The 14,926-nt window shown below is 71.2% G+C and carries 11 protein-coding genes; 5 read left to right on the top strand and 6 right to left on the bottom strand.

Annotated features, from left to right (window positions below):
- Complete coding sequence (locus IT293_05190; protein MCC6764041.1) at positions 1-702, top strand: hypothetical protein; 702 nt, start codon at positions 1-3, stop codon at positions 700-702.
- A 20-nt stretch (positions 703-722) separates the two neighbouring features.
- Here IT293_05190 and IT293_05185 read toward each other — a convergent pair whose 3' ends face one another.
- From IT293_05185 to IT293_05170, 4 genes are all read right to left on the bottom strand, one after another.
- Positions 723-2,138, bottom strand: a complete 1,416-nt coding sequence (locus IT293_05185) for a TonB-dependent receptor (GenBank protein MCC6764040.1) — start codon at positions 2,136-2,138, stop codon at positions 723-725.
- Positions 2,139-2,227: 89 nt separating this feature from the next.
- Entirely contained in the window at positions 2,228-3,733 is a 1,506-nt protein-coding gene (locus tag IT293_05180; GenBank protein MCC6764039.1) for a porin, read from the bottom strand.
- A gap of 156 nt (positions 3,734-3,889) precedes the next feature.
- Complete coding sequence (locus IT293_05175; GenBank protein ID MCC6764038.1) at positions 3,890-5,080, bottom strand: thiolase family protein; 1,191 nt, start codon at positions 5,078-5,080, stop codon at positions 3,890-3,892.
- A gap of 156 nt (positions 5,081-5,236) precedes the next feature.
- The gene (locus IT293_05170) at positions 5,237-5,875 is read right to left on the bottom strand and encodes a TetR/AcrR family transcriptional regulator (GenBank protein MCC6764037.1); all 639 of its coding nucleotides are present in this window, start codon (positions 5,873-5,875) and stop codon (positions 5,237-5,239) included.
- 103 nt (positions 5,876-5,978) lie between these two features.
- Here IT293_05170 and IT293_05165 point away from each other — a divergent pair, with 103 nt between their 5' ends.
- A complete protein-coding gene (locus IT293_05165; protein ID MCC6764036.1) occupies positions 5,979-6,434 on the top strand; it encodes a nuclear transport factor 2 family protein in 456 nt (151 codons plus the stop codon).
- Positions 6,435-6,506: 72 nt separating this feature from the next.
- Here IT293_05165 and IT293_05160 read toward each other — a convergent pair whose 3' ends face one another.
- Positions 6,507-9,005 (bottom strand): DUF4215 domain-containing protein, encoded by a 2,499-nt coding sequence (locus IT293_05160; GenBank protein MCC6764035.1) that lies wholly within the window; start codon positions 9,003-9,005, stop codon positions 6,507-6,509.
- A 367-nt stretch (positions 9,006-9,372) separates the two neighbouring features.
- Between IT293_05160 and IT293_05155 the strand changes: the two genes are divergently transcribed.
- From IT293_05155 to IT293_05145, 3 genes are all read left to right on the top strand, one after another.
- The gene (locus tag IT293_05155) at positions 9,373-10,623 is read left to right on the top strand and encodes a DUF2029 domain-containing protein (GenBank protein ID MCC6764034.1); all 1,251 of its coding nucleotides are present in this window, start codon (positions 9,373-9,375) and stop codon (positions 10,621-10,623) included.
- 136 nt (positions 10,624-10,759) lie between these two features.
- Positions 10,760-13,162, top strand: coding sequence for a PAS domain S-box protein (locus tag IT293_05150; protein MCC6764033.1), 2,403 nt, complete (start codon positions 10,760-10,762; stop codon positions 13,160-13,162).
- Positions 13,163-13,259: 97 nt separating this feature from the next.
- Positions 13,260-13,889, top strand: a complete 630-nt coding sequence (locus tag IT293_05145; protein ID MCC6764032.1) for a hypothetical protein — start codon at positions 13,260-13,262, stop codon at positions 13,887-13,889.
- Positions 13,890-14,099: 210 nt separating this feature from the next.
- Here the strand turns inward: IT293_05145 and IT293_05140 are convergent, their stop codons facing one another.
- A complete protein-coding gene (locus IT293_05140) occupies positions 14,100-14,879 on the bottom strand; it encodes a transporter (protein ID MCC6764031.1) in 780 nt (259 codons plus the stop codon).
- Positions 14,880-14,926: the final 47 nt, after the last annotated feature.

Here is a 14,926-nt window from a genome sequence, read left to right as displayed (position 1 = left end):
ATGACCTGGCTCGCGACCACCCTGGCGATGTACGGACGCGCTTTCCGGCGTGCCGGCGACCTCACCCTCCGCAACTGGCCGGTCGCGGGGACGGCGTTCGCGTACGCGCTCGCGCTCGCGGCCGCGGCGACGGTCGCGTCGGGCATGGGGCTTCTCGGGGGCTTCCTGACGAGCCTCGTCTCCGCGGCGTGCGTGAGCTCGTTCCTGTACCTGGTCGAGATGATCCTGCGGACGGGCTCGGTCTCGCTGGCCGACTTCCGCCGGAGCTTCGGAGTCTACCTCTGGGACGTCGTCGGCGTGACCTTCCTCCTCTGGGTGGTGTTCGCGCTCGCGACACCGGCGCTCCGCACGATCCCGCAGGGTCCCGGCATCATCCTCGGGATGAATCTCGTGATCGTGGTGCTCTTCAACGCCGTCCCGGAGCTGATCTACCTCGGACACCATTCGTCGCTCGACCTCCTCGCCGAGAGCTATCGGTTCATCGCCGACAACTGGATCGAGTGGTTCCCGGCGGTGATCGTCCTGGCGGGGCCGCTCGTCCTGCTCGTGGAGCTCCCGCTGCCGGGGATGCTGGCGTTCGCGCGGCCCGCGCTCCTCTCCTTGTGGGTCTACTTCATGATGGTCGCGCGCGGGCTCCTGTTCCTCGAGCTCCACGGGACCACCCGGCGCGCTCGCGAGTTCCGCCGCCGCGCCGGCGGCTGAAGCCGTCGAAGCGGTGCGCCCTACGCGCCCTTCCGCGCCCCCGTCCAACCGAACAGCCCTTCCCGCTTGATCGCCGCCGCGACGCCCGCCGGCACCGAGGCCTCCCACGACGGATCGCCCTTCTGCAGCCGCGCCAGCACGTCGTCGGCGATGATGCGGAGGAAGTCGGGGTTGTAGCCGCGGATGGCCTCGAAGCTCCGCCGCTGCCGCAGGAAGGCGTGCAGCGGCCGGGACTCCGCCGGCAGCTCGACGGTCTCGGCCGTGATGACCCCGCCGGTCGTCGGGTCGAGCGCCGGGTAGACGTACATGCGGACGTTGCGGCGGAAGAGCCGGCCCGCGGCTTCGAGCGCGCCGCCGGGAAGGTCATCGTAGAACTTCTCGTCGTCGATCTGGCGGACGCTCGGGAGGCCGACCGCGAGACCGATCCTGTTCTGGGTATAGCGCGCCAGGTACTCGACCAGGCGGAAGTAGCGGCCGAACTTCGAGACCAGCACGGTCTGACCGACCGTCCGCAGCGTGTCGACGCGTGAGAGGTAGTCGGCATGGACGATCGAGCCGCCCTCGCCGCCGAGCCCGGCGAGCGTCATCTCCATCAGCACGACCGGCTGCTCGCCCTCGAGGGCGGGGTCCTCGACGAACTGCTCGTAGGCGCGCTCCAGGATGTCGAGCGTGAGGTGGGTGAGGGGGCGGAAACGGCCGCGCTCGACGAGCACGGGCTTCCGATAGAGCACCTCGGACGGCTGCACGACCTCGCCGGCCGCGGTGAACATGACGGCATCGGTGTGCTCCTGCTCGACGAGCTGGAGGCTCATCAGCCGGTTGTCGATCCCGGGGAACGCCGGACCCGACAAGCGGATGAGATCGATCTCGACGCGCCGGGAGGAGAGGTCGTCGAGCAGCAGGGCGACGAGCGCCTTCGGGTCGCTGCCCATGAAGTACGCGCCGTAGATGAGGTTCACGCCGAGGATGCCGAGGGCTTCCTGCTCGTGGAGACGCACGCGGTCGAGCAGGTGCACGTGCAGCAGGATGTCGGACGACTCGGCGCGCGGCGCGTGTTGGAAGCGGATCCCGAGCCATGCCTCGCCACGCTCGCGCGTAGCGCTGCACGTCGCGACGGTGTCGGCGAAGGCGAAGAAGCACGTCGTGTCGCCGCGCGTCTCCGCCAAGCGCTCGAGCAGGAGGTCGTACTCGTGCTGCAGCATCGCGAGCAGCCGCTCGCGGCAGACGTAGCGCCCGCTCCGACCGTAGATCGCGTCGCTGACCTTCATGTCGTAGGCCGACACCGACTTGGCGACCGTGCCGGCCGCCCGGCCGGCCCGGAAGAACCAGCTCGCGACCTCCTGGCCGGCGCCGATCTCGGCGATCGTGCCGTACTTCTGGTCGTCCAGGTTGAGCTGGAGCGCCTTCTGCTCCGGACTCAGGCTCGCCGCGTCCATGGCCTCTCCTTCACGGCTCCGACGCGTCGGGCCGCATCTCGACGGCCCCCGCGCCGCGGGCACGATCGCCCTCGCTACGGTCTAGCCGATCAGTAGTTCCACTGCACCTGCATCCCGAGCCGCGACCCGTCGTCGATGTCGTCGTACGGATAGCTGTTCGTGTTCGTGCGGTACGGCGAGTAGGTGTACATCAGCGTCATCTCGAGCTCGGAGATCGGCGCGTACTCGATGCCGAAGTCGACCTCGTTCAGCCGCGCACGCGGCGCGTTGCGCGCGAACTTGCGGCCGCCGTCCTCGTACTGCCAGCGGACGAACGGGATGAAGCTGCCCCAGGGAAACGGCGTCCGGTAGTGCGCCTGGACGTAGCCGCCCCAGAACGAGCGGGTCCCGATCCGGGTGTCGCCGGCGACGAGCCGAGGCCCGTCGCCGATCGTCCACTCGGTCTCGAAGCCGATCGGCTGCGGATAGAGGACGAACGTGACCGCGGCCCGGCGGTCGACGCGGCCGCCCTCGAAATCCTCCGGCGTCAGATCCTCGCCGTCCGGACCGGTCGGGATGGCCGAGCGTCGCACGACGAAGCGACCGTACATGCCCTGGATGCCGGGCTCGATGAACTGGCCGTTCGGCAACTCGAAGGGATAGGTGAGCCGGCTCACGACGTGCAGGTTGTCGTTCGAGTCGAGCCGGTTCAGACCCTGGCCGTTGTACATGCCGAGCGCGAAGACGCCGTAGTCGCCCGAGCCCTTGAGGCCGTCCTTGATGAGGTTCCGGAAGCGCTCCCGGATCTCGGCCGGCGCCCAGTAGAAGAAGACGCCGATGTCGCGCTCGCCCTCGACGGCGGAGTTGATCGCGTCGGGTCGTTCGAGCGGAATGCGGTTCTGGCTCGACTGCAGGTTCACCCAGCCGAAGGGCACCTTGGACTGCCCGAGCCGGAAGCGGAACTCCTTCTTCTTGTCGAGCGCGACGTCGGCGTAGAGATCGCGCAGCTGCAGCGAGAAGTCGCCGTCGGTCGGGGACGCGTTCAGGTCGGGCTGGACGTAGATCGAGAGGTGGTCCGAGAGATCGCCCGAGAAGATCATCCGGCCGCGACGGATCAGGAAGCCGGCGTTGTCGCGCACGCTCCGGTCGGCGGGCGCGAACCAGCCCGCCCCGTCCTTCTCGAGGAGCGCCGTGTAGCGGAACTGGGTGTAGCCGCGCAGCGAGATGCGCTCGTACCACTTGTTCTTGAAGATCCTGCCGACGATGCCGGCAACCTCTTCCTCGGTGTGCGGGCTCGCCGCGACGGCGGGCGCGGCCGCCGGCGGCTGCGCGGGAGCCCTCGCCGCCGCCGGTGCGGCTTGCGTCGGGGCCACGGGCGCCGTCGCGGCCGGCTGTGGCTCGACCCGCTGGAACGTTCCGAGCGGCTTCCGTCCCGGACCGGGCTTGGTGAACACCTGGCCGGTCGCGTCGTCGACGTAGAGCTCGATGGTCGGCGCGCCGCCCGCTTCGGCGAGCAGCCTCGCCGGCGCGCCGGCGAACCCGATCGAGACGGCAAGCGCGATCAGCACGCGGACTCGCCGCATCCGCGTCGAGCGCGGCTCCAGCCTCATGGACATCGTATCCCCCTTTGGTCGCGACGCGCGTAGCGTCCGCGTGACGGCGACCTCACTAGGGAGAACGGATACAAAGATCCAGGTCGAACCGGGCCTTCGCGCGTGCGTTCACGAAACCGTAACGAACGCGCAAGCAGCTCGACGCACGAGGGGCCGGCTTCAGTCCAACCGCTCGATGATCGTCGCGTTCGCCATGCCGCCGCCCTCGCACATCGTCTGGAGGCCGTAGCGCCCGCCGGTTCGCTCGAGGATGTTCACGAGCGTCGTCATGAGGCGGGCGCCGCTGCAGCCGAGGGGGTGGCCGAGCGCGATGGCGCCGCCGTTCAGGTTCACCCTGCCGAGGTCGGCGTCGAACTCCCGCTGCCACGCGAGCACGACCGGCGCGAAGGCTTCGTTGATCTCGACCGCATCGATGTCCTCGAACGCGAGGCCCGAGCGCTCGAGAGCGTTGTGCGTCGCCGGAATCGGGCCCGTCAGCATGATGACCGGATCGACGCCGCCGAGCGCGAAGGTGTGGAAGCGCGCGCGCGGCCGGAGGCCGAGCGCGAGCGCCTTCCGCTTCTCCATCACCAGCACGGCGGCGGCGCCGTCGGTGATCTGGCTCGAGTTGCCGGCGGTGATGACGCCGTCGTCCTTGAACGCCGGCTTCAGGCTCAGGAGCTTCGCGAGCGAGCTGTCGGCGCGGATGCCCTCGTCGGTCGTGACGACGTCGCGGCTGCCGTCCGGACGCTGCACCTCGACGGGGACGATCTCGTTCTTGAACCAGCCGTTCCGCGTCGCGGCGGCCGCCTTCTGGTGCGAGCCGACCGAGAACTCGTCGAGCGTCTCCCGCGAGAGGTTCCACTTCTCGGCGACGATCTCCGCGGAGATGCCTTGCTGCACGAGACCGCCGACGCCGTAGAGGTTCTGGTCGACGTAGCGCTGCATCATGCTCGGCCCGAAGGGCTGGCCGCCGGCGTACGCGCTCGTGCCCATCGGCACCCGGCTCATCGACTCGACGCCGGCGGCGATCACCACGTCGTACGCGCCGGCGATCACGCCCTGCGCGGCGAAGTGCAGCGCCTGCTGGCTCGACCCGCACTGCCGGTCGACCGTCGTCCCGACGACGGTCTCGGGAAAGCCCGCGGCGAGCGCCGCGTTGCGGCCGACGTTCAGACCCTGCTCGCCGACCTGGCTCACGCATCCCATGATCACGTCCTCGACGAGCGCGGGATCGATCCCCGACCTGTCGATGAGGGCCCCGAGCGCCTTCGCGGCAAGATCGACGGCATGGACGGGATAGAGCGCCCCCGTCTGCTTGCCTCGTCCGAGAGGGGTTCGCACGGCTTCGACGATCACGGCTTCACGCATTGGACATCTCCTTTGGATGGGGACTCGACCCGCCCGATCCGGGCACCTTGCTGCATGCGCCGCGGTGGTTCAACCGCGGCGCGCCGCCTGCCACCGGCCCGCCGACCGTCCGCGCCGCCCCACCTTCCGCCGTGGGAGTCCCGGCGTTCGCGCCGCCTACGGCGCCGGCGCGAGGTAGCGCGTCACGAGGCGCACGATCTCGTCGCTGTACGCGTCGACGTCGACGTCGTCATGGCCGTGCAGCACGAGGTTGTGCGTCAGCGACTCGACGGTGCGCACGACGACCGCGGCGGCGAGCGGGACGTCGCCGACCCGCACCTGGGGATGCGCGTCGAGGAGCCCAGCCACCCAGCCGACGGTCCGCTCCTCGACGGCGCGCAGCGCCTGGCGGAGCCGGCGGGAGAGCGGCGCCTCCTCGAACAGGACGCGATGGAGATCGCGGTCGCGCGCGTGCAGCGCGATCATGGTGCGCACGAGGTGGCGGATCGTCCCGGCGAGGTCGCGCGCGCCGGCCGCGACCTCGCCGGCGGCGAGCGTCAGCACCTCCTCGGCCTCTTCGACGTGCGCCTCCATGAGAGCCGCGAGGAGCGCGTCCTTGCTCGAAAAGTACTCGTAGAGCGACCCGATCGACACGCCGGCGCGCTCGGCGATGTGATTGGTGGTGGTGGCGGCGTAGCCGCGCCGGGAGAAGATCTCGGCCGCCGCCTTCACGATGGCGTCGACCGTCCGCCGCGAGCGGGCCTGTCTCGGCCGCTTGCGCGGGCGGAGTCGATCGGTGGCGCGGGCGAGGGGCATGCGACGGACTGCGGCAGGGAAACCGGGGTGGCCGCTCCGTATCGTCCGGGCGTCCGCCGGGTCAAGTCGCAAACGGCCGCCCCCTGTGGCAAGGGACGCCGCCATGGCTCTCACCCCCGAAGACCGGGCGCTCATCGGCGATCTCGTCGTCGCCTACGCGTACGCGATCGACGAGCGGAACTGGCAGGCGTTCGAGGCGCTCTTCACGCCCGACGCGCGCATCGACTACGAGTCGGCGGGCGGCATCGCGGGCTCGCCGGCGCAGGTGGCGGCGTGGATGCCGCAGGCGCTGTCGCTGTTCACCTGGACGCTCCACTCGGCGTTCACCCACCGGCTCCAACCGACGGGTCCCGACACCGTGAACGGCGCCATTCACATGCTCGCGCGCCACGGCGTCGTCTTCGACGGCACGAGCGAGGTGATGGACGTGAGCGGGGTCTACTACGACGAGTACGTCCGGACGCAGGCCGGGTGGCGGTTCGCGTCGCGCCGCGAGCACACCCTGAGCATCACCGGCGGACGCTTTGCCGAGATGGTCGCCGCGCGCGCCCGCAAGTGAAGTCCCCGGCCGTCGCCGCGCACCCCTCGCGGCGGCGGCGCGCGACGACGGCCGGCGAGCTCCGGTCCCGGATCAGAACGCCCAGTACCAGCCGTAGCGGCGCGCCGAGAACGCGCCTTTGGTGTAGAACATGTCGTCGCCGATGCCGATCTGGATCGTCATGGTCGGCAGCGTCGCGGCGCTGAAGTCGCCGTACGCCTCGATCACCACGAAGAGGCTGTCGCGGACGCCGCGCCGCAGCTTCACGCGGTAGAGACCGTCGCGCTCGCCCTCACCGCGCGCCGCCGCCTTGTCGACGAACGACAGCGTCGACCAGTGCTTCTGGAGATCGCCCGGAAGAAGGCGCGCCTGGTAGATCACGCCGTTCGTGTTCGTGACCACGAGGGTGAGTCCCTCCGTGAGCGCGTCGTGCGCGGTCTTCGGCTCGAGGCGGCCGTGGACCCGGAAGAAGTCGGGGCGGGTGCGCATCCGCGACGACTTCGGTTGGCGGTGGGCGAAGCGGATGACCGCCGGATCGCGCTGGATCTGGAGGCAGGCGCAATCGGTGTCGTCGCAGTCGATCGCGCCGTCGCCGTCGTCGTCGACGGTGTTGGTGCAGACCTCCTGCAGGCGGCAGGTGGCGTCGCACCCGTCGCCGCCCTGCAGATGACCGTCGTCGCACTGCTCGCCCTGGTCGAGGATGCCGTTGCCGCACCGCGCGGCCGTGCAGTCGGCCTCGCAGAGGTCGCCGTCGGCCTGGTTCCCGTCGTCGCACTGCTCGTCGCCGGTGACGATGCCGTTGCCACAGCCGGTCGAGGTGCAGTCGTGATCGCAGCCGTCGCCGTCGACCTGGTTGCCGTCGTCGCACTGCTCGCCGGCCGTCACGATGCCGTTGCCGCACGCGGGGAGCGTGCAGTTGGCGTCGCACGCGTCGCCGCTCGCGAGGTTGCCGTCGTCGCACTGCTCGTCCGCGCTGACGACGCCGTTGCCGCAGGCCGTGACGGTGCAGTTGGCGTCGCAGCCGTCGCCGTCCGCCGCGTTGCCGTCGTCGCACTGCTCACCCGCCGTCACCACGCCGTTGCCGCAGGCGCTGGTGGTGCAGTTGGCATCGCAACCGTCGCCGTTCACCGCGTTGCCGTCGTCGCACTGCTCGGCGCCGGCGACGATGCCGTTGCCGCAGGCGCTGGCGGTGCAGTTGGCGTCGCAACCGTCGCCGTTCACCGCGTTGCCGTCGTCGCACTGCTCGCCCGCGGTGACGATGCCGTTGCCGCACGCGGTGGCAGTGCAGTTCGCGTCGCACGCGTCGCCGTCGACCTGATTGCCGTCGTCGCACTGCTCACCCGCCGTCACCACGCCGTTGCCGCAGGCGCTGACGGTGCAGTTGGCGTCACAGCCGTCGCCGTTGGTCGCGTTGCCATCGTCGCACTGCTCGCCCGGGCCGGCGACGCCGTTGCCGCACCGCGGAGCCGTGCAGTTGGCATCGCACTCGTCGCCGTTCACCGTGTTGCCGTCGTCGCACTCTTCCCCGATCGTGACGATGCCGTTGCCGCAGGCGGTCGGCGTACAGTCGCCGTCGCAGCCGTCGCCGTCGAGAAGGTTGCCGTCGTCACAGAGCTCGCCGCCGGTCACGACGCCGTTGCCGCACGCCGTCGGCGCGCAGGTGTGGTCGCAGCCGTCGCCGTCGGCGAGGTTGCCGTCGTCGCACTCTTCGCCGGCCTGGTTGACAACGCCGTCACCGCACGCAGCCGGCACCCAATGCTTGGTCGCGGTGCCGGTGACGGTGCCGGGGCGCGGCGCGCCGGCGACGACGATGCCCTGGAGCCCCTCGGCCTTGAACTTCAGGCCGACGGGGACCGTGAACGAAGCGGTCGCGCTGATCGTGTCGGTCCCGGGCACCTGGAGCCCGTTCTCGTAGGTCACGACGAAGTCGCCCTGCGCATCCGTGAAACCCTGGAACACCTGCGGGCCGGCGGCGCCCGCGATCGTCACCTGGACGGCGTGGCCGGGCACGGGCTGCCCCTGGGTGTCGCGCAACGTCGCGGTGACCGTGTGCGCCTCCTCGCCCGGGAGGTAGTTGGTCGCGTCGGCGGGCGAGAGCGTCAGCTCGTGCGGCACCGCCGGCACCTGGCCGCACTGGTCTCCGGCGATGTCGATGATCTCGGCGGCCCGCGCCTGGACATCCGCCGGGCCCGTGACGACGAACCCGTCGGTGAAGTACCAGATCGCCGCCTGGACCGCGGCCGCCTCACGGGGGGTGTCGGCGAGCGGCGACCCGATCGTGCCCGGGTTCGGATAGGCGTTGCCGAGAATGTGGACGACCTCGCACGGATAGTCGGGCGGAACCTGCGGCTGCGCGTCGCCGAAGGTCAGCGGATTGTGGAGGTCGACGCAGTAGGCCTCGGTCGACGCGCCGCCGTCGATCGAGATGTGGAACGTGCCCGCGAAGTCCTGCGTCTCGACCGGACCGCCGGTGGTGCCGGTCACGGCGCCGTAGAGCCCGACCCCAAGACTCGTGAGGGTCGCCTCCGCGGCCAGCGCGGGCGTGCCGCGCAGGCCCGCGGCGAGGAGCGCGGCGGCGACGAGCGCGCCCATCGCGGCGCGACGACATATCATCGCACATACGAAACGACACCCATCAACCAATATCATTTTTTGCATATGATTTTCCCTCACGAGTTGCGTCAGATGCCAAGCTCGGGAAGCGAGACTCGTGCCGAAAAGCGCTTCGACGATTCGCCGACTTACGCGCGGCGATTCTTGCGCGATTGCAGGACGCTTCGGGGCTCTCGCATTTCGATCGCACCGCCCACGCCCCCGCACGAAAGCCCGCATGCGAGACGTCGTGTCGGAGCGCGCAGAGCGTGCCACGGCATCGCGACCTGCACCGGCGCCGGCGCGCGCGCCACGCGCGCGCCGCGCGGCTTGACCGCGCCCGCCCGCTCCACCACGATCGCGCGCCATGTCGTCCGAGCCCGCGCCGACGCCGCTCGGGCTCGTCCGCCGCGTGCCGTCCTGGGTGGCGATCGCCGGCTTCCTCGCGATCGTGGCGGCGTCCACGCACCGCGCCGTCGAGCGTCATGCGTTCGCCGCGCACGGCGACCCCGGCCGCTGGGCGATGATCGACTTCCGCGACACCCTCTACTACCCCGCGGTCGCGCTCCGCGCGGGGGAGAATCCCTGGGCGGCGCGGTTCGCACACGACCATCCCGTGCAGCGACCGCTCCCGCCGTACGGACCGGTCGCCGTCCTGGCGCACTGGCCGCTCGGACTCCTTCCGGTCCACACCGCGGAGGCCGCCTACTTCCTGCTGACGATCGGCCTGACGGTCGCCCTGGCGCGCGTCGTGTGCCGGGCCTGCGGGCTCGCGACCGGACTCCCCTCCATACTGACGCTCGCGACGCTCGTGCTGCTCAGCCGGCCCGGCCAGCAGAACCTCCTCCTCGGACAGTGCACGCTCGAGATCGTGCTGGGGTGCTACCTCGGCCTCCTCCACGGCGCGCGGCGGCCGGCGCTCGGCGCGCTCGGGATCGTGCTCGCGAGCATGAAGCCGCAATTCGCGCTGCCGCTCGCGCTGCTCATGCTCGCCCGCGGAGATCTGCGCGCGGTCGCCGTCGGCGTCGCCGCGACGGGCGTGCTCTCGCTCGGGACGCTGCTCGCCGCCGCCGGATCCGACGGCCCGGCCAGCTGGCTCACGGCGATCGGCCGCAGCAGCGCGGCCGTCGCCGATCCGGCGATCGGGTGGACGCGCATCGACGTGGGCTTCCTCACGGGCCAGGTGCTCGCACTGCCGGCGCGAGCGGGGCTCGCCGCCGGAGCGGCGGCCCTCCTCGTCGGCATCGCCGCGTTCCGGCGCGCGCTCGCGACCGAGGCAGCAGCGGCGGCGCCGCGCGGTCTCGCGACCGCGCTCGCTTGCCTCACGATCCTGCTGCCGCTCTATCACATCGCCTACGACGCACTGCTGTTGACCTGGCCGATCGTCGCCCTGATCACCGCGGCGCGGCCGCGCACCCACGCGGCGCTGATCGCGCTGCTGCTCGTTCCGGCGGTGAACTACGTCGCGGCGCACGGCGTCGTGAGCGGGCTCACGGCCGGCGAGCCCGCCTGGCGAATCGCCACCGGCACCAATGCCGCCGCGCTCGTCGCGGCCTTGGTGTACGCAGCGTGGCTCGCGCTCGGCGCGCCGCGCACGGCCGACTCGTCCCCCGAGTGAATCGCGCCGCCCCGGAGGGGCGATGCCGCTCCCACGACTCTCGCGTCGGCCGAGGTTCTTGACACGCCCTCCGCGCCGTTGACGGACCGGCGGCGGGCGGCGCTACAATGCGCCGCCCGCCGCCGGGCCCGACGCCGTGCAGACCACCACGAGCACCAGGATCGCAGCCGCGCATCTCCTCGCGAATCGCGTGCCGCCCTTCGCGGGCACCTGGCTCGTGGTCGTCGCGCTCATCACCCTGATCGAGACGCTGCAAGGACGGCTCCGGTTCGGGCTCGCGCTCGCGTTCCTCGCGGGGCACCTGGCCATCGTCGGCGGCGCCGTGCTGCTGCGGTCGGCGGCGCACGCGCGCGCCATCGTGATCGCGCTCTGCGGCGGGCTCGCGGCGTCGATCACAGGGACGTTCGCGTCGTTCGGAGGCTCGGCCGAGATCCTCGGCGTCATGCTCTTCGCGCTTTCCGCGAGCGCCGCCGCGTTCTTCGTCTGGGGCTGGGAGCCGCAGCTCGCGCTGAACGCGATCACCGCCACCCTCTGGCTCCTCGCCCTGCCTCACCTCGGGGTCTCGACGTCCCCGCTCGAACTCGTCGGCATCACGGTCATCGGCTGGGTCATCACCCTCGGCCTCGCGGAGAGCATGCGTCGCACGTTCGAGGCCGGCCTGGTGCTGCGCGCGCGCGAGCGGGAAGCGGTGGACGCGCTGCAGAAGTCGTACGACGCCTATCGCGACCTCGCCGAGAACGCGCGCGACTTCATCTGGACGGCCGACCTCCAAGGGCGTCTCACGTACCTGAACCAGGCGACCGCGCGCCTCCTCGGCGACACGCCGAACGCTCTCATCGGGCGCGCGACGTCCGAGTTCCTGACCGACCACCCCGACAACCTCGACGTCGCGGCGACGTTCGCGCGCGTCGCGGCCGGCGAGACGGTTCCGCCGCTCGCCGCGGAGTGCGCGACGGCGCTCGGGCGCCGCTGGCTCGAGGTGATCGGCACCCGCATCCGCGACCATGACGGCCGCGTCGTCGGCATCCGGGTGACCGGTCGCGACATCACCGAGCGGCGCGCCGCCGAAGAGGAACGCCGCCACGCCGAGCAGGCGCTCCACGAGAGCGAGGCACGCTACCGCGGGCTGGTCGAGTCCACGCAGGCCGTCTTCACGCGCCTCGACCGCGAAGGCCGCATCCTCTTCGCCAACGACGCGATCTGCCGCGTGATCGGGCTACCGCTCGACGCCATGCTGGGCCAGAGCCTGTTCCAGTGGGTGCACCCCGACGACCTGGCGGCGACGCGCGCCAGCATGGCCGCCGTGATGGAACCGCCGCACCGCGTGCTGGTCGAGAACCGCGTGCCGGCTCCGAACGGCTGGCGGTGGTTCGAGTGGGAGGGCTCGGCGATCGTGGAGGCGGACGGTTCGATCCGCGAGTTCCAGTCGATCGGCCTCGACGTCACCGAGCGCAAAGAAGCGGAGCATGCCCTGCAGGCGAGCGAGGCCCGCTACCGGAGCCTGGTCGAGTCGGGGCTCGAGCTCATCGCCCGCGCCGACCCGAGCGGCAAGCTCCTCTTCGCCAACGACGCCTACCTGTGCGCCTTCGGCTACCGCCGCGAGGACGTCGAGGCGGGCCGGGTGACGATCCTGCCGCACATCCACGAGGAAGACCGCGCACGGGTGCTCGCGAGCTTCGCGCACGTCCTGCAACCGCCCTACCGCAACGTCGTCGTGAGCCGCGTGCGCATCGGCGGGACGTGGCGGCGCTTCGAGTGGGAGCAGGGCGTGGTCCGCGACGAGCGCGGCGCCATCACCGAGATCCAGGGAGCGGGCCGCGACGTGACCGAGCGCCACGTCGCCGAGGAGGCGCTGCGCCGCTCGCTCGAGGACCTGAAGCGGAGCGAGGAGACGCTGCGTCGCCTCGCCCGTCGGCAAGCCGCCATCCGCGAAGAGGAACGCCGCCGGCTCGGCCTCGATCTCCACGACAACGTCTGCCAGGAGCTCGCCGCGATCGGCGTGCTGCTCGAGGTCTCGCGCGCGCACGAGCGGGACAGCGCCGAGCTCGCGCAGGCGACGCGTCACCTCGCCGAGGTGATCGAGCACCTGCGCATGGTGAGCCGCGAGCTCCGCCCGATGATGCTCTCCGACCTCGGCTTGATGGAGAGCCTCCGCGCCTTCGCGACCAACGCCTCGTCCCTCCAGCGCAGCGTCACCACCCGCTTCCCGACCCCGATCCCGCGCCTCGACGACGAGACCGAGATCGCGGTCTACCGCGTGGCGCAGGAGTCGCTCGGCAACGCGCTCCGCCACGCCGCCGCGCGCACCGTCGATCTCCTGCTGCGCGTGGACGACGGCAGGCTCCTCCTCGAGGTGCGCGACGACGGCCGCGGCTTCGACCGCGCCACCTCGCGCAGCGACTCGCTCGGGCTCGCCAGCATGGAGGAGCGCGCCCTCGCGCTCGGCGGCCGTCTCGAGATCGTCTCCGATCCCGGGCGCGGCACGTGCGTGCGCCTGGAATGCCCGGTCACCGTGCGGAGCCCGGCGACCGCGGCGTGAGCGCGCCGGCGGGAGCATCACGAACGCCATAGAGGGGGCCGGGCTGCCTCGACATTTCGACTTGCGCCAGAAGTCGCCGGCTGACACACCTTCCGGGATGCGCCCTTCCCTCCCGCACGTCCTCCTCGCCGCCGCCGTCCTGCTCCTCGCCCCGCTCGCCGCGCAGGCTGCCGAGCGCCGCGTCCCCGAGCCCCACACCACCACGATCCGCATCCGCCTGAAGGGCCCGACGCTGCGGGTGCGATGCCGGGGCGGAGATTGCGCCGTCAGCGTCGTCGGTCAGGGCGCGAGCATGGCGGTCAGCGTGACGCGGACCCGCGAGGGCGAGCCGCCGTTCACCTTCGCCCGCACCCTCGAGGGCGCGCGCAACATCGCGATCGAGACCGGCATCGGCACCGACTCGGTCGAGGTACGAGACCTCGCGATCCCGGGATTCCTCCGCGTCGCGACCGGCGTCGGCGACGACACGCTCGACGTCGAAAACGTGAGCACCGCGCGCAAGGTCAGCATCGACAGCGGCGACGGCAGCGACGTCGTACAGCTCACCACGGTGAGCTTCGGCGGCAAGGTCCGCTTCTTCGGGCAAGCCGGGGACGACGACGTGACGCTCACCGACGGTCGGTTCGCGAGCAAGGTCGGGCTGAACGGCGGCCAGGGCATCGACGGGCTGGTGTTCACGGGGGATTCGTTCACCGAGCCCCCGGTCGTCCAGAGCTTCGAGCGCTGAGCGGGGCGCGCCGCGGACGACGGAGCGACGGTACCGACGCTCACGATCCCCGTCGGCAAGTAGCGGCCGGGCTCACCGCACCGCGCCCAGGATCGCGTTCAGGTGGGCGACCGCCGCCGGGCTGTCGAGGATGCCGGTGTGGGTCTCGTCGAAACCGCGGAGCGACCGCGCCTCCTCCTGCGCCGACGACGCGACTCCCTGACGCCGCGCTCAGCGCGGGAAGAGGAAGAAGAGGGCGAAGCGAATGCCCCAGTCCGGTGCGCCCGTCGGTCCCTCGGCGTACCATTTCGGACCGAGCTGGAGCTGGATCGGTACGCCCTTCACCTTCAAGAGCTGCGACACGGTCGCGATCAGCGGCACGGTCCACTTGGTCTTTCCCCAGTCGTAGGTGGACTCGGTCGAGACGTTGAAGCTCGTGTAGGTCTTCGTCGTGTACGCGAAAAAAGGCTGCAGGAAGGTCGCGTTCACGTTCGGCGTATGGCTCGTGCCCGCAACGGACCAGATGTGGTTCGCGAGCATGCCGTAGGTGAAGCCGTGCTCCTGCCGCAGTACCACGGCCGTCGGCCCGAGGCCGAGCTTCTCGCCGCCGAGGAACTCCTCCGTCGCCGTCGGCAGGAGCAAGACCGGTCCCGCGCCCCAGATGATGCCGCCCGGTCCGGCCGCGCTCGGTGAGAGGAAGAGGCTCTGCACGACGTCGCCGAGGCCGAATTGCTCGGTGTTCGGCACGAGGTCATCCTGGTGGATCACGGGCGCGATCGTGCGTGAGATGAGGTTCCAGTGCTGGCCGAGCGGGATCGGGATCACCGGCTGCACGTTCAGCGTGTACTTGAAGCCGTCGCTGCTGCGGCCCGCGCCCCACTCGAAATTGCTTTGCAGCGGCACGCTGATCAGCGACGCCACCGGGTTCTGGAGCTTCTTGGCGAGCTCGGCGCTGTCGTCCGCGGCCGCGACCGCAGACGCCACGGGCGCGGCAACGAAGAATGCCAGCATGCAAGTGAGCACCCGGCCCCGAACGGGAATGGCGGACATGCGCGCGA

Source organism: Deltaproteobacteria bacterium, from assembly GCA_020848745.1.
Classification (GTDB): domain Bacteria; phylum Desulfobacterota; class Binatia; order UTPRO1; family UTPRO1; genus UTPRO1.
The sequence above is the reverse complement of the archived record's forward strand: the minus strand, read 5'-3'. Positions and strand labels throughout refer to the sequence as shown.

Coding starts and splice junctions, on each gene's coding strand:
- IT293_05185 (MCC6764040.1), bottom strand. CDS start 2,138: ATGGACGCGGCGAGCCTGAGTCCGGAGCAGAAGGCGCTCCAGCTCAAC.
- IT293_05170 (MCC6764037.1), bottom strand. CDS start 5,875: ATGCCCCTCGCCCGCGCCACCGATCGACTCCGCCCGCGCAAGCGGCCG.
- IT293_05190 (MCC6764041.1), top strand. CDS start 1: ATGACCTGGCTCGCGACCACCCTGGCGATGTACGGACGCGCTTTCCGG.
- IT293_05140 (MCC6764031.1), bottom strand. CDS start 14,879: ATGCTGGCATTCTTCGTTGCCGCGCCCGTGGCGTCTGCGGTCGCGGCC.
- IT293_05175 (MCC6764038.1), bottom strand. CDS start 5,080: ATGCGTGAAGCCGTGATCGTCGAAGCCGTGCGAACCCCTCTCGGACGA.
- IT293_05155 (MCC6764034.1), top strand. CDS start 9,373: ATGTCGTCCGAGCCCGCGCCGACGCCGCTCGGGCTCGTCCGCCGCGTG.
- IT293_05165 (MCC6764036.1), top strand. CDS start 5,979: ATGGCTCTCACCCCCGAAGACCGGGCGCTCATCGGCGATCTCGTCGTC.
- IT293_05145 (MCC6764032.1), top strand. CDS start 13,260: ATGCGCCCTTCCCTCCCGCACGTCCTCCTCGCCGCCGCCGTCCTGCTC.
- IT293_05160 (MCC6764035.1), bottom strand. CDS start 9,005: ATGGGCGCGCTCGTCGCCGCCGCGCTCCTCGCCGCGGGCCTGCGCGGC.
- IT293_05180 (MCC6764039.1), bottom strand. CDS start 3,733: ATGTCCATGAGGCTGGAGCCGCGCTCGACGCGGATGCGGCGAGTCCGC.